The sequence below is a fragment of the Prevotella sp. BV3P1 genome (genome assembly GCF_000479005.1).
Lineage (GTDB): Bacteria > Bacteroidota > Bacteroidia > Bacteroidales > Bacteroidaceae > Prevotella.
Map to the genome: position 1 here is coordinate 1 of NZ_AWXC01000004.1, position 14,601 is coordinate 14,601.

The following is a 14,601-nucleotide window of genomic DNA, read 5'->3' on the forward strand; positions in this document are numbered from 1 at the left end:
TAACCGTGAAACTGCTGAAAATAAAGAAAAAAAAGTGTATATTTACAAACTAAATTCGAAAATTAGAAAAAAGATAATGATATGATGAAAAATAATAGGTTTTCCTTTTGTTATGTAATCATCTTCGCATTATGTGTGAGAGATACGCTAAACATGACTTCTTGAAATGTATTCATGACATTTTTTTATACCAGCAAATTGTCCAATAATCAATAAAATTACAGCTATGAGAAAAAAGTACATTAAGCCTTCGTGCACAGTGATACATACCGAAATGGATGTAGCTATTTTACAAAATTCTGATATTCCCTTAAAGTCGAATGAACCTATTCTTGACATCGAAGAAGATAAACGAGTGGATGATGGAGAAGAGGTGGTAGACTGGGAGATGAATTAGACGCTCCGCCAAAGTATAACATTTTATTAAAACAAAATAACAACATCATGAAGAAAATGACACTATCAGCCAAAAAATATGTGGAGAGCTGTGCGCTGGCAATAGCTTTTACGCTCCTGCCCACGGCATGCACTGATGATATCGATAACACCGAAAACAATGGTAGCGAAGCCACACACATCACATTCAACATCCAAGACGCCACGCGTACAGCCGATGAATCGTTGACAAAGGCGATGACAAGCCGAACGACACACCTGGAAATGCAGGGACTGAAGCCATCAGACATCACCGTACGCACGTTTGATGGGCACTGCTCAGACGGCAGTACCGTAACCATCGTGGAAGAGACAACCCCTGGATTACCCTCCGAAATAGACGAAGTTCAAACTACGACCCGAGGTGAGCATGTGTTTGTTACAAACGGAGCACTGAGCAAGCAATTCAAAGCCACAGCCTTCTTTGGCGCAAATTCTGGTTCTTTAGCTATGGACAGCAAATTCAAGGACCAGACCTTCAATGGGAACGGATCGCCAATAGACGGATCGCTGATATGGAAAGGTAGCCAGCCTTGCGGTAGGTTTTATGCTTACGGTCCCAATCTGGACGGATTAGGTAGCCTGCGAGAAGAGGGCGGTAAGAAAAAGATAGACTTTGAGGTGAAAGATAACGTTGGTCAGCAGTTGGATTTTGTTACCGCTACGTCAGATGTGGTAACTCTCAGCCAAGAGAACAAAAAGGAAAAGAAATGTCCTCCGATAAAGCTGACGTTCAGACATCCGCTTACTGCTTTGCGCTTCAAAATAGGGAAAGACGTATTGGGTGTTAATCATGATGACTATATCTCAAGTGTGACCATTGCCAACGTCAAGGCGAAAGGAACATACATCCTACCAGATGAGAGCAACAAATTTGGCACATGGGAACTTTCAAGCGATGAGCCTACCTTTTTTGAGCTAACAAATTACGGTGGTAAATATGGGTTCAGAACCGAGAACAATGTGTGCATCGTAGGATCGTCAGAGCATATAGCGAATGACTTCAACACCATGTTCATGATTCCACAAGAAGGAAAAATTACCATCAGGATTGATGTGGGAGGAAAAACCATTACAGGAAAAGTAAAGGCAGACTGGAAGCCTGGCACGACCAAAACCTATAGCTTTTATCGCAAGACTGGAAAAAGCGACTATCACTTCACAGTAAATGGCGGAAAGGTGTTGACTTATGACACAAAGACGCAACCCCAGAAAGAAGCTGTGCCCTTTACCGTTACAAGCTACAAAACAGGTGGTACGCCATTGGAATGGACAGTTGAAGGATATGAAGTGTCTACCGATGGCGGCAAGCAATGGAATGCTATCAATGCTTCAGAGGCTGACAAAATTATCAAGCTGGATAAAACATCTGGTGCAGGTTCTGCTACTACTTCGGGTGAAAAGGTGATAGCAACCGTAAATTGGGATGTTGTTGACGAAGTGGCTAACAGGAACAAGACGTTACAAAATAATCCAGTACACGGCTCAAGTCTAAATCCATACAACCTGGCTACAAAAAATCCTGGGTACGATGTAAAAATGGGAGGAACCACCGCCAACTGCTATATCGTTTCCGCCCCTGGCACATACGCCATTCCATTGGTATATGGCAACGCCATCAAGAACGGACAACCCAATCGAAGCGCTTACGACACCTCTCGCAAGTGCTACAAAGACTATCAAGGAAATGAGATAAGCTCCCCTTATATCATTGGTGGTGCGAAAGCCAAGATTATTTGGCAAGACGGAAATCAGGTAAGCAACAATGTGTCGATACAAAACAATAATCTTGTCTTTACCGTCGATAAAAGCCATATAAAGAATGGTAATGCTGTTGTGGCAGTAACCGACAATAAGGGCGTTGTCATGTGGTCGTGGCACCTATGGTTTACGTCTCCAGAAGCATTGAATACTACGACATTGGAAAAAGGAACAAACATAATAAATGTGGTAGCAAAAGAGCCGCTGGGACTTGCATACGTTAAATGGCTGCAAAGCAAGAACAGCAATGGAACGGCAAGAACAGAGGATAGGCACATAAAAATTAAACTCAAGCAGAACGACAACAACGGACAGACCGCCACGGTAGAGATTATCCAAAAGCCTGTTTACTATAGAGAAATAAACACCACCTCTTATCAATTTGGTAGAAAAGACCCAATGCCTAATATTGATGTGGCTGGATTTAACATAGAAGCTGCCGCAGCAGATGGCAAACGAATACAAGACTTCATCCAAAATCCTGGTACTTTCTATACGGGAGCGCATCTCTATTCAGAGTTCAACAACGGAGAAACCTATTCGCTTTGGGCAAGCAACACAACCTTGGAGAATCACGATTTGACAAATACAAATAAGTCAATTTACGACCCATGTCCAGCTGGATTTAAGGTTTTGCCAGTGGCTTACATTCCTATTTTCACCAATAACGGCAGCTATACCAAAGGAGATTGGGACGCTGGCAGGTGGATACAGAAAAATATGCAGAACTACTATCTATTGTTTGCACCAGCAGGTCGCAATAATCTGACAGGACAGGTAGAGGATGCAGGAAAACGTGGACTCTATTGGGCAGCCTGCGTAAGTAAAAAAGCGAACTTAAGCGGTTTGGTGTTCTCGCCATCATCACCCTCTACCAAAGACATCTCCAATGTGCTTGGAGCAGGCTTCGCGTTTAACAGCAGTTGTGGTATATTACCTATTGCGGAGTAGTCATAAAGAAGCACGGGGAAATATAAGCACCACTTGCTGATAAACACTTTCAAATATGGGGAACAAGCTTAACACAAAGTTTGTTCCCTGTTTTTTGATGCCTCACATGTCCGATTGACCTTCTGTTATGTCGTGATTTGTCAGGAAAAATGGTTTGTAATTCTTAACATTTTTCGTAACTTTGCGTTCTGTAACATTTTTTATAATACGACAATTTTGATATGAAAGCAAAAATCATCACCATGTTTTTGGCGGGTCTAAGCCTGTCGGCAGTAGCGCAAAACGTACAGTTTCATTACGATTTAGGCCACAACATCTACAGCGAGTTGAGTGGGCGTCCGTCGGTAACAACAACCGTGGAAATGTTCAAAGCTGACAAATGGGGGAGTACTTACATGTTCACTGACCTCGATTATCAGCGTGATGGCGTGGCTGGTGCTTATTGGGAGATATCCCGTGAGTTCAATCTAACGCCCAATAAGCAATGGGCCGCACACGTTGAGTATAACGGTGGACTGGCTTCTAATGAGAAAACTTGGAACGCAACCCGCTTTCAGCATGCTGCATTGCTGGGTGGTGCGTGGAACTGGCACAACGACAATTTCTCCAAAACCTTCTCGGTGCAATTGTTGTATAAACAGTTTTTCCGGAGCAAGCACATGGGTGCGAAAGCTTTCAGCAGTGTGCAACTCACGGAAGTGTGGGGCATTAACTTCGCCAATAACCTGATGTCGTTCAACGGTTTTTGTGATCTTTGGTACAATCCGAATGTAAATGGCAATTTCATCTTTTTGTCTGAACCTCAGTTGTGGGTCAACCTTAATGCCATCAAGGGATGGGAAGGGGTTAACCTGAGCATCGGTTCAGAGGTGGAACTCAGCAATAATTTCGTTTGGAACGACCATGGAAAGAACAATAAGTTCTACGCCATTCCAACTATAGCTGCAAAGTGGACGTTCTAATTGGCATCTATCATCCTGCAACATGCGTCCTGTTTGTGCTGGTTCATCAATGTGTTTAACATGATGAAACCAGTAGTCAACGCGATGGATGTTGCGGGATGAAAAAGAAAAACCTCAGGTGAATTGTTCCCTGAATTGATCTTCTGATATAATCTCTATCCCCAATTCTTTTGCTTTTTTATTCTTTCCGGAGGTAGAGTTCACATCATTATTAATAAGGTAGTTGGTCGATTTGCTCACGCTTCCTGTCACATGTCCGCCCTGACTCTCGATATAAGTCTTGAGTTCAGCGCGGTTTTTGTAGTGATGTACATCGCCTGTGATGACAAAAGTGAGGCCTTCACACCTCGCACCCGTAGGCTGTGTGGACGGTTGCTCAATGTTCAATGCCTTCAATAGGTCATCAACCACGTTTCTGTTTGCTTCCACTTGGAACCAATTTACAACCGAAGCCGATGTCTCCGGGCCAATTCCGGGGATGTTGGCAAACGCCTCTGGCGTGGCAGCCTCAATGGCTTTGCTGATGAGTTCGTGCAAAGAGTAAGCGTCCAACAGGCGTTTGCAAGCGTCAATACCACACATGGGAATGGTCAAAGCATAGAGGAATTTGCGCGCTTCCACAGTCCTTGACTTCTCAATGGAGCGCATCATGTTACCCGCTGACTTCTCTCCAAATCCTTCCAATGACGCGATTTGTTGTGCATAATTGGGTAAACGATAGATGTCTGCGTATGTGTTGAGCCATCCCAAGTTGATGAATTTGGCCAACGTTTGCTCAGAAATGCCATCGATGTCCATGCCGTTTTTCGACACAAAGCGATTGAATTTCTTCAATTGTTTGGCCGGACAGCCCTCGTTGGTGCAGTGAAGGGTGCGTGTACCGCTTGCCTTACTGATGTCGATGCGTGTTTGATGATGGCAAACGGGGCATTCGTGTGGTATTTCCAACGCTCCAACAGTTTGCACAACCTTAATTACTTTCGGGATAATCTTATTGGCCTTAATCACTGACAGCACACTGCCTGGTCCGCCAATGCCCAACCTTTCGCACTCGCTGATGTTGCACAGCGATGCCTTTTTCACGGTTGTTCCCTCCAATTCTACCGGCTTGAACACCGCAACGGGTGAGATAGTAGACGCTGCGCACGACCATTCAATGTACTCAAGTTCGGTTGTAGCCGCTTCATCTTGCCACTTAAAGGCCAGTCCGGCGCGTGTAGCATGATGGCCAGTGATGGATCCTGTGGCGGCAAAGGTCGTGTCGTCGAACGTGATGACCAAGCCGTCGACGGGGAAGGGACATTGGTTGTGGGTCACCAGGCTGGTCCATTGTTCAATGGCTTGGTTCACGTTGTGGATGGAAGGGTCGCTGATGCGTTCGTGTTTCACTACATTGAAGCCCATTTCTCTAAGCCAATCCAAGCGCTCCCCCCAAGAGTTTATCGCCTCTTCGGTGTACACCAGCGTGAACGGAATCCACTGTATCTTGCGTCGTTTCACCTCTTCGACATCCTTCAGCGTGAGCGATCCCGATGCAAGGTTGCGTGGGTTGGCGTATGCTTCGTCTGCTTCCATGTTGAATACTTCAAAGTCTGCATACGAAATCACAGCCTCTCCGCGAATCACAAGATGTCCTGTGGTCTTGATGGTAGCAGGAATTCCCTGGATGGCAGGAGCCAGATGGGTGATGTTGGTGCCGATGTGTCCGTTGCCACGCGTTACCACTTTGGTGAGTTTTCCATTGTCATAAGTCACCACGAGGGTCAGACCGTCCAGCTTCCACGACAGCCATATTGGTCGTCCTTCAGCCCATTTTACCAGTTCTTCGGGCTTCTTGGTCTTCGCCAGTGACAACATTGGAAACTCATGCGCCTCTTTCTGCCCGGTGATTGTGCCGTCAGAAACATTCGTGGTGGGACTGTCTGGCAGCACCAACCCACTTTCTTGTTCCAGTCGTTTCAGCTCATCGAACTTGGCATCCCATTCAAAGTCGGTCATCGACTCAGTGCGTCCGCTATAATAATTGTCTGATGCGCGGTTGAGCTCTTCCACCAACTGCTGCATCTTTTGCCGTAAGTCGTTTGTCATAAGATTGAATTTGACTTGAGAATTTCTATCAGTTTTCTGTCGGCCTCCGTCCATTTCAGGTCATTCAACTCATCTATGGTGAGCCATTTGTAGTCCAAGTGTTCCAACATCTTGAACTCTTCGTCGCCGCCTTTGCAAAGGTAAGCCGTGAGATGCATGTTGAAATCGGGATAGTGGAATTCCACTGTACCCACTTTTTTGCCCACAAAGACATCCCAATCCATCTCTTCCTTGATTTCTCTCACCAGTGCTTCGTGGTCAGATTCTCCCGCTTCAACCTTTCCACCAGGAAACTCCCAGTGTTCTGAAATGTACGCATAGCGCGAGCGTCCCCGCTGCATGCACAAGTATTTGTCGCCGTCTTTGATGATGGCAGCTACCACATGATATGTCTTTTCTTCCATGATTGCTTGGTTTTTATTTTGCTTCAAATGTACAAATAATTATCGATAATGTTGTAATTTTGCAGAAAATAGGCTGCACCTTAACATAGAAAGTAAACTTTCTCTGTTTTCGGTTTGCACTATTTTTGCATAAAATAGGCTGCACCTTAACATAGAAAGTAAACTTTCTCTGTTTTCGGTTTGCACTATTTTTGCAAACTATAAAACGATAATTATGGCTATTGTAATAGGAATTGACGTAGGAATCAGTACGACAAAGATTGTGGGAATCAATGATGATGGTACCGTGGTGGCCCCCATTCGCATCAAGGCTACCGACCCGGTGACCTCTCTTTATGGTGCGTTTGGTAAGTATTTGCACGACAACAAGATTTCTCTTGGCGAGGTAGAGCAGGTGATGCTCACCGGCGTTGGTGCGGCTTACGTTGATGATCCCGTGTATGGATTGCCCACGGCCAAGGCAGAAGAGTTTGTCTGCAATGGTCTTGGCGCACAGTTTGAGACCGAGTTGGACGACATGATCGTTGTGAGTATGGGCACCGGAACCAGTCTCATCCAATGTCAGGGCGATGACATCCGCCACATTGGAGGCATGGGACTGGGAGGAGGAACGCTCATCGGACTGTCGCGCATCATGCTCAAGACCGACGACATCAAGCAGATTTCCATGCTGGCCATGCAGGGTGACTGCTCGAACATCGACGTGTGCATCGGCGACATCAGTCCCAATCCGCTGCCCAACCTGCCCAAGACAGCCACCGCCTCACTCTTTGGCAACGCCAAGAGCAACGCCTCGCGCGAAGACATCGCACAGGGCATCATCACCATGGTGCTGCAAACCATCGGAAGCAGCACCATACTGGCATCATTAGGGTCGGGCATCAAGAACTTTGTCCTCATCGGCAACCTCACGCTTCTGCCCCAGTGCAAGTCCATATTTGGTGGCTTGGAGAAGTTGTATGGCGTGAATTTCATCATTCCCAAGTACAGTGAATTCTGCACAGCCATTGGTGCAGCACTGTGTTTTATCGATAAAAGACGGAAATAGGGCATTGGCCTTACACGTTGTAGGATAGGAAATCAGGCTTGTTCATGGATGTGATTTTTCTTGACAACAAGCCTGCTTATTTTGGGCGTATTTGCAAACAAAGCTGACACTGGGCGCAAATACGCCAAATATGAGAGACTTTTGTATGTTGTTGATATAGAAAGAATTTCATCTATTTGTAACCCTTGCCCCATCTTTTTTCACCCATTTTTTAGCCAAAAGCATAGCTCTTGGTGCCCAATTCACATGACTTTGCGGCGCAAAAGCATGTGGATAGGCCACCAAAGTGCTGCATTTTGCAGTGAAAATTCATTGTTTTTGCGCAAAAACTCGATATTTCTATCCAAATTACTTCCTGTTTGCATCCTTCGTGCCTATTGATTTTTTCCAGATTGAAAGATTTGAAGAGCCGTTTTAGGGGCGTTTTTCACACAAAAAACTTAACATTTTGCGTTGTAATAATGGGCTGACCTGCTTCATCAGGTTCTGTGCATACAATGCCGTTTTTGGCATTCAATGGCATTGTGAAAAGCGGCATCAAGATAACGATTCATTTTCATTTTAACCTTTTTATCTTATACAATCGTACAAAAAGAACATATTTAACGCATAAAGGGTAAGAACAATTACAGCAAAATATTGTATTTTTGCAAACAGAACTAACACAAAGTATATGAAACAACGAATCATGATGCTGCTGTTGTCTGCTGTTGCCGTGCAAGGCTTTGCCCAGCTTACGTTGGAGCGTTGCCATGAGTTGGCGCGCGAACAGTATCCCGTCATCAAGCAATACGAGTTGGTCAGGCAGAGCAAGAACTACACGGTTTCCAACGCTTCAAAGGCCTATTTGCCACAAGTGAAGGTCAGTTTGGGAGCCAATGGGTTCACCGATCCGCTCGATTTTCCTGAACAAATCAAGGCTACAGGCATGACAGATATGAAAAACTACCTGCTCAATGGCAGCGTACAGGTTAATCAGGTGATTTATGATGGAGGTGGCATCGCCGCTCGTAAACAGCTGGCAAAGGCGCAAGCCGAGGTTGACGAAAACCAGTTGAATGTGCGTTTGTACGACATCAACCAGCGCGTGGACCAGCTATATTTCGGCATTCTGATGTTGGATGAACAGCTCAAGCAGGTAAAACTCTTACAAAACGACTTGCAGTTGAGCTGCAATACCGTTGAAGCCATGCTGAAAGGTGGTGTCGCTAACCAGTCTGATTTGGATGCAGTGGCGGTAGAGCAGGTTCGTGCCGAGCAGCAGGAGGGTAGTCTTCGTGCCTCACGACGCTCGTATGCGCGGATGCTTGGACTGTTCATCGGACAGGAGGTGGATGAGAAAACCCAACTGGCGAAGCCTGTGATGCCGGAAGTTTTGCCGGACAGCACGTCGCATCGTCCCGAATTGTCGTACTTCGCAGCGCAGTCAAATTTGCTCGATACGCAGCGCAAGGCATTGAACAGTCAGCTCAATCCCACGATAAGCGCTTTCGCCATGGGCATGTATCATAACAAAGTGATGGACATCATGCGTCCGGGTATGATTGCGGGTGGCATTACGTTGTCATGGAACGTGGCACCTTTTTATACGCGTAAGAACGATTTGAGGAATCTGGAAACCAAGAAAATGCAGATTGAAAGTGAGCGTGAAACCTTCCTTTTCAACACGCGTTTGCAAAACCAGCAGTCGGCAGGGGTGGTGGATGACCTGCGCAAGAAGCTGGAACAAGACACGCGCATCATCACTTTGCGTGAGCGCATCCATGATACGTCGGTGAAAAAGGTGCAGAATGGCATTGAGAGCATCAACGAAATGCTGCGCGACGTCAATGCGGTGAGCGAGGCACGGCAGCAGAAAACCATTCACGAAATACAGCTCTTGCAAGCAATTTATCAACTCAAAAACATCAATAACAACTGATATGAAAACGATGAAGATAGTGATGGTCGGACTTGTTGGCATCTTGTCGGCATGTTCGTCACACGAGAATAAATACGATGCCACCGGCCTTTTTGAAGCAACGGAGGTCGTTGTGTCGGCCGAACAAAACGGTAGACTTTTGCAACTGGGGGTTACCGAAGGTTCTGAAGTGAGTGAAGGACAGCAGGTAGGCTTGATAGATACGGTTCAATTGACCTTGAAAGCCCGCCAGGTAGGGGCCAACTCCAAGTCAATTGCCAATCAGAAACCGGATGTAAACGCGCAGATAGCCGTGCTCAGGCAACAGCTCAACCAGGCCGAACAGGAGCGTCAACGATTTGAAGGACTGGTGAATGATGGCGCTGCCAACCGCAAACAATTGGACGATGCCACATCGGTCGTTCGGGTGTTGAAGCGCCAATTGGATGCACAACAGTCTTCTTTGAACAGTAGTACGCGTGCGCTGAATTCCCAAATCAGTGCGAACGACATCCAAAAATATCAGGTACTTGACCAACTGAAGAAGTGTCATGTCACCTCACCGCTCACGGGTACCGTGCTTGAGAAATATGCTGAAGAAGGCGAGTTCGCCTCTATTGGCAAGCCATTGTTCAAGGTTGCCGACACCAAGAACCTCTTCTTGCGCGCCTATCTCACCAGTCGGCAGTTGGAAAAGGTGAAGATTGGGCAGCAAGTGACCGTCTTTAGCGATTACGGAGACAACACCAGTAAGGAGTACAAGGGAAAGGTGGTTTGGATATCACCACGCTCTGAATTCACCCCGAAGACCATCTTGACCGATGACGAACGTGCCGATCAAGTGTATGCCGTGAAGGTTTCCGTACAGAATGACGGTCACATCAAGATTGGTATGTATGGTGGGATGAAGTTGTAAGATAATAATGAACGCGATAGAAGTAAGTCATATCACCAAAAGTTACGATGATGTCCAGGCGCTGGATGATGTTTCTTTCAGCGTGAAGCAAGGAGAAGTGTTCGGACTTATTGGCCCCGATGGTGCCGGCAAGACATCTCTGTTTCGCATTATGGCATCACTTTTGCTGGCAGATGCTGGCACAGTAAGTGTCGAAGGCTATGACGTGGTGAGCCAATATGAGGAAATTCGCCAGCGTGTGGGCTACATGCCGGGCAAGTTTTCGTTGTATCAAGATTTGACAGTAGAGGAGAATCTCCAGTTTTTTGCCGATCTTTTTGGCACCACCATCGCTGCCGGATATGATGGAATCAAGGCCATTTACTCGCAGATAGAGCCTTTCAAACACCGTAAGGCGGGTGCGTTGTCGGGTGGTATGAAACAGAAATTGGCTCTTTCTTGTGCGCTTGTCCATCAACCAAGCGTACTGTTCTTGGATGAACCCACCACGGGTGTCGATCCTGTTTCGCGCAAAGAATTGTGGCAGATGCTGGGAATGCTGAAGGAAAGGAATATCACCATTGTGGCCGCAACGCCCTACTTGGACGAGATTCGCTGCTGTGAGCGGGTGGCTTTTCTGGACAAAGGACGGGTGAGAGCTATCGATGGTCCCGATGAAATCTTAACACAGTTTGCCGATATCTTCAATCCTGAGGGTCTGAAGCATGAGGATAAGTCTGCCCAGGTGCAGCAAGGAATGGCGGAAGAGGGGCCGGAAGAGAAGGCGGAAGACGTGATACAGGTCGAACATCTGGTCAAGGCTTTTGGGACGTTCCATGCCGTTGACGACATTTCTTTCAGTGTTCATCGCGGCGAAATCTTTGGCTTTTTAGGTGCTAACGGTGCCGGAAAGACCACTGCCATGCACATGCTTACGGGATTGAACAAGCCCACAAGCGGCAAAGGGAAGGTAGCTGGATTTGACATACGCAAGCATTCGGAGCAGATTAAGAAGCACATTGGCTACATGAGTCAACGCTTTTCCCTGTACGAAGACATGACCGTGGCCCAGAACATCAAGCTTTTTGGCGGCATCTATGGCATGAGTAAGCAGGCCATTGCCACCAAGATGGACGATATGCTCAAGCAGTTACATTTTGAAGAGCATCGTGATTCGCTGGTCAAGTCGTTGCCATTGGGGTGGAAACAGAAGCTCGCATTCTCGGTAAGTATCTTCCACGAACCCGAAGTTGTATTCCTTGATGAACCTACTGGTGGTGTGGATCCGGCCACGAGACGACAGTTTTGGGAACTCATCTATGCCGCTTCGGCGCGCGGTATCACCGTATTTGTCACCACGCACTATATGGATGAGGCCGAATATTGTGACCGAATCTCCATCATGGTGGATGGAAAGATTCGGGCTATGGGTACACCCGACGAGCTGAAACGCACATACCGATGCCACGACATGGATGAGGTGTTTACGCTGTTGGCACGCCAAGCCACCCGTGGAGAATAATGTTTAGCGAGAAAAAGAATGAATCAGTTTAACTCATTTGTCATCAAAGAGACGAAACACATCATGAGAGATCGGCGCACCATGCTGATTCTCTTTGGCATGCCGGTAGTGATGATGCTCGTTTTTGGCTTCGCCATCACCACCGACATCAAAGATGTGAAGGTGGCTATTGTCACTTCTTCGATGGATAGTCGTACGCAACAGGTGGTTAATAGCCTGGATGCATCGGGCAATTTCATTGTCACTCATACGGTTGGAACGACGAAAGAGGCCAAACAACTGCTGTCAGACAACAAGGTGAACATGGCCATCGCCTTCTCTCCCGATTTCGGAAACAATCGGTATAGCGGCCAGGCTGGCGTCCAATTCATCGCTGATTACACGGATCCGAACATCGCTGAACAGCAGGTGTCGTATGCCCAACAAATCGTGATGGACGAACTAACGAGAGAAATGCATGGAGAAAGCAGGCCTGCCGTCAACACTCAGCTGCTGTATAACCCACAGATGAAGAGCGCATACAACTTTGTTCCTGGCATCATGGGCATGCTCATGATGCTCATTTGCGCCATGATGACCTCGGTGAGCATTGTCCGTGAGAAAGAAAGAGGAACGATGGAGGTGCTCCTGGTATCGCCCGTCAAACCGCTGTATATCATGATAGCCAAGGCTGTACCTTACTTTGTGCTGTCCATCTTGATACTCATCAGCATCCTACTCATCTCGAAGTTTGTCCTGGCCGTGCCCATTGCGGGCAACGTGGCACTCATCTTTGGTGTTTCGTTGCTGTACATCCTGCTGTCGTTGGCTTTGGGATTGCTCATCAGTGTGGTTGCCAACACGCAAGTAGTGGCCTTGCTGATGTCGGGTATGTTGCTCATGATGCCCAGCACGATGCTCTCTGGAATGATTTATCCCATCGAGAGCATGCCGGCCATTCTGCGTTATCTCTCGGCTATCATCCCAGCCAGATGGTATGTGTCGGCCATGAAGAAACTGATGATCATGGGTGTTGACGTGCAGATGGTGTACCAAGAACTGGCTGTACTCACTGCCATGGCCGTGGTATTGTTAGCCGTTGCGTTGAAGAAATTTAAAATCAGACTGTCATGACACTGTCCTATCTCATTGAGAAAGAATTCATCCAGATTCGGCACAATCCATTCATACCCAGGCTGATACTGTTTTATCCAATCGCCATCATGCTGGTGTTTCCGTGGATTACCAGCCTGGAAGTGAAGAACATCTACATCACCGTAGTTGACAACGATCATAGTACGCTGTCGCAACGCTTGGTACAGCGCATCCAATCATCGCCCTATTTTAAGTTCTCGGGAATGGCTCAGACCAACGAAGAGGCCATGCAGGCCATCGAAAGGAATGATGCAGACGTGGTACTCACCATTCCTCACTACTACGAACGCGACCATGTGAATAGACAACAGCCACAGGTACGAATCTCTGCTAATGCCGTAGATGGTACCAAGGGCGGCATGGGCTCGGCATATTTGGCCCAGATTGTGAACCAAAATTTGCAGGACGGACAAGTCAGACCGATGGAGTCGCCGTTCTCTACCGTGGCACTGTTCAATCCTCACAAGAGCTACAAGCTGTTCATGATTCCTGCCCTGATGTCGTTGGTAATCATCATGCTGTGTGGTTTTCTCTTGGCCTTGAACATTGTCAGCGAAAAAGAAGCCGGCACGATTGAGCAGATGAACGTGACGCCTGTGAGCAAACTCCAGTTTATTCTCTCCAAAATGATTCCCTATTGGCTCATATCCGCTGTCGTCATCATAGAGTGTATCTTCCTGGCTTGGCTCGTTTATGGCATTTTTCCAGCAGGCAACATCGTGTTGATATTCCTGTTGTCCATGCTCCTGGCCTTGATATTCAGCGGCATCGGACTCATCATTTCCAACTACAGTGATGCCATGCAGGAAGCCATGTTCGTGATGTTTTTCATCATTATGTTTGTCATGTTGCTTAGCGGACTGTTCACTCCCGTGTCCAGTATGCCCGATTGGGCGCAAAAGTTGACGCTGGCTAACCCCGTGACCTACTTCATCGAGGGCATGCGAACGGTGTTTGTTCGAGGGGGAAACTTCGCTTCCATTGCTCAAGACCTGCTCATTTTGCTTCTGTTCGCCATTGTCATCGATGTGTGGGCGGTGTTCAGTTACAAGAAAATACAGTAAACGTTTGTCCCATCATCCATAAGGATGTCCAAAAAATCGGCTGCAGTTTAGTTGCTTAACTGTGACCGGTGATGTTTGCATATATGACAAATGGATTGGATGGATGACATACTTTCATCCGCATACGTTATTCGTTTAAATAGAGAATAGTGGGTGGAAGATGGCGCAAGTCGTTGACTTTTTTTACCAAATAACACCCCAAAAACGGCACTTCCTATCTTTCAATATAGAAAAAATCAATAGGCAAACAGGGTGCAAACAAGGAGATAATTGGGGCTGAAAATGCGAATTTCACCTTCAAAGCATAGCCTTTAACCGTTTAAAAGCATCACTTTGGTGGTCAATTTACATGGTCTTGCCCTGCAAAAGCATGTAGATTGCAGCCTTAAAGCAATGCTTTTAACGAAGAAAGGCATGAAAAATAAGCCACTGATGGT

General features: G+C 46.7%; 11 protein-coding genes. 9 read left to right on the forward strand and 2 right to left on the reverse strand.

The genetic code is table 11. The features are described from left to right. The first annotated feature begins 226 nt into the window (after positions 1–226). From HMPREF1254_RS11905 to HMPREF1254_RS00255, 3 genes are all read left to right on the forward strand, one after another. A complete protein-coding gene (locus HMPREF1254_RS11905; RefSeq protein WP_155945401.1) occupies positions 227–397 on the forward strand; it encodes a hypothetical protein in 171 nt (56 codons plus the stop codon). A gap of 47 nt (positions 398–444) precedes the next feature. Next, positions 445–3,147: a hypothetical protein gene (locus tag HMPREF1254_RS00250; RefSeq protein WP_023056640.1), complete on the forward strand. Its 2,703-nt coding sequence runs from the start codon at positions 445–447 to the stop codon at positions 3,145–3,147. A 221-nt stretch (positions 3,148–3,368) separates the two neighbouring features. Then, positions 3,369–4,109, forward strand: coding sequence for a nucleoside-specific channel-forming Tsx family protein (locus HMPREF1254_RS00255; RefSeq protein WP_023056671.1), 741 nt, complete (start codon positions 3,369–3,371; stop codon positions 4,107–4,109). A gap of 114 nt (positions 4,110–4,223) precedes the next feature. Here HMPREF1254_RS00255 and ligA read toward each other — a convergent pair whose 3' ends face one another. Both ligA and HMPREF1254_RS00265 read right to left on the reverse strand, forming a co-directional pair. Further along, positions 4,224–6,197, reverse strand: a complete 1,974-nt coding sequence (ligA, locus tag HMPREF1254_RS00260; RefSeq protein WP_023056723.1) for an NAD-dependent DNA ligase LigA — start codon at positions 6,195–6,197, stop codon at positions 4,224–4,226. Beyond that, the gene (locus tag HMPREF1254_RS00265; protein ID WP_023056624.1) at positions 6,194–6,601 is read right to left on the reverse strand and encodes a (deoxy)nucleoside triphosphate pyrophosphohydrolase; all 408 of its coding nucleotides are present in this window, start codon (positions 6,599–6,601) and stop codon (positions 6,194–6,196) included. The genes ligA and HMPREF1254_RS00265 overlap by 4 nt, the downstream gene beginning before the upstream one ends. A gap of 214 nt (positions 6,602–6,815) precedes the next feature. Between HMPREF1254_RS00265 and coaW the strand changes: the two genes are divergently transcribed. The 6 genes from coaW to HMPREF1254_RS00295 all read left to right on the forward strand — a co-directional run bounded on the left by coaW (position 6,816) and on the right by HMPREF1254_RS00295 (position 14,164). Further along, a complete protein-coding gene (gene coaW / locus HMPREF1254_RS00270) occupies positions 6,816–7,649 on the forward strand; it encodes a type II pantothenate kinase (RefSeq protein ID WP_023056675.1) in 834 nt (277 codons plus the stop codon). 673 nt (positions 7,650–8,322) lie between these two features. Then, on the forward strand, positions 8,323–9,570 hold the full coding sequence (locus tag HMPREF1254_RS00275; RefSeq protein WP_023056724.1) for a TolC family protein: 1,248 nt from the start codon (positions 8,323–8,325) through the stop codon (positions 9,568–9,570). A gap of 1 nt (position 9,571) precedes the next feature. Beyond that, the gene (locus HMPREF1254_RS00280; RefSeq protein WP_023056661.1) at positions 9,572–10,465 is read left to right on the forward strand and encodes an HlyD family secretion protein; all 894 of its coding nucleotides are present in this window, start codon (positions 9,572–9,574) and stop codon (positions 10,463–10,465) included. A gap of 7 nt (positions 10,466–10,472) precedes the next feature. Beyond that, the gene (locus HMPREF1254_RS00285; RefSeq protein ID WP_023056696.1) at positions 10,473–11,966 is read left to right on the forward strand and encodes an ATP-binding cassette domain-containing protein; all 1,494 of its coding nucleotides are present in this window, start codon (positions 10,473–10,475) and stop codon (positions 11,964–11,966) included. Between the two features lie 18 nt (positions 11,967–11,984). Continuing rightward, positions 11,985–13,079 (forward strand): ABC transporter permease, encoded by a 1,095-nt coding sequence (locus HMPREF1254_RS00290; RefSeq protein ID WP_023056674.1) that lies wholly within the window; start codon positions 11,985–11,987, stop codon positions 13,077–13,079. Continuing rightward, complete coding sequence (locus HMPREF1254_RS00295; RefSeq protein WP_023056665.1) at positions 13,076–14,164, forward strand: ABC transporter permease; 1,089 nt, start codon at positions 13,076–13,078, stop codon at positions 14,162–14,164. Before HMPREF1254_RS00290 ends, HMPREF1254_RS00295 begins: the two co-directional genes overlap by 4 nt. Positions 14,165–14,601: the final 437 nt, after the last annotated feature.

Coding starts and splice junctions, on each gene's coding strand:
- HMPREF1254_RS11905 (WP_155945401.1), top strand. CDS start 227: ATGAGAAAAAAGTACATTAAGCCTTCGTGCACAGTGATACATACCGAA.
- HMPREF1254_RS00250 (WP_023056640.1), top strand. CDS start 445: ATGAAGAAAATGACACTATCAGCCAAAAAATATGTGGAGAGCTGTGCG.
- HMPREF1254_RS00255 (WP_023056671.1), top strand. CDS start 3,369: ATGAAAGCAAAAATCATCACCATGTTTTTGGCGGGTCTAAGCCTGTCG.
- ligA (WP_023056723.1), bottom strand. CDS start 6,197: ATGACAAACGACTTACGGCAAAAGATGCAGCAGTTGGTGGAAGAGCTC.
- HMPREF1254_RS00265 (WP_023056624.1), bottom strand. CDS start 6,601: ATGGAAGAAAAGACATATCATGTGGTAGCTGCCATCATCAAAGACGGC.
- coaW (WP_023056675.1), top strand. CDS start 6,816: ATGGCTATTGTAATAGGAATTGACGTAGGAATCAGTACGACAAAGATT.
- HMPREF1254_RS00275 (WP_023056724.1), top strand. CDS start 8,323: ATGAAACAACGAATCATGATGCTGCTGTTGTCTGCTGTTGCCGTGCAA.
- HMPREF1254_RS00280 (WP_023056661.1), top strand. CDS start 9,572: ATGAAAACGATGAAGATAGTGATGGTCGGACTTGTTGGCATCTTGTCG.
- HMPREF1254_RS00285 (WP_023056696.1), top strand. CDS start 10,473: ATGAACGCGATAGAAGTAAGTCATATCACCAAAAGTTACGATGATGTC.
- HMPREF1254_RS00290 (WP_023056674.1), top strand. CDS start 11,985: ATGAATCAGTTTAACTCATTTGTCATCAAAGAGACGAAACACATCATG.
- HMPREF1254_RS00295 (WP_023056665.1), top strand. CDS start 13,076: ATGACACTGTCCTATCTCATTGAGAAAGAATTCATCCAGATTCGGCAC.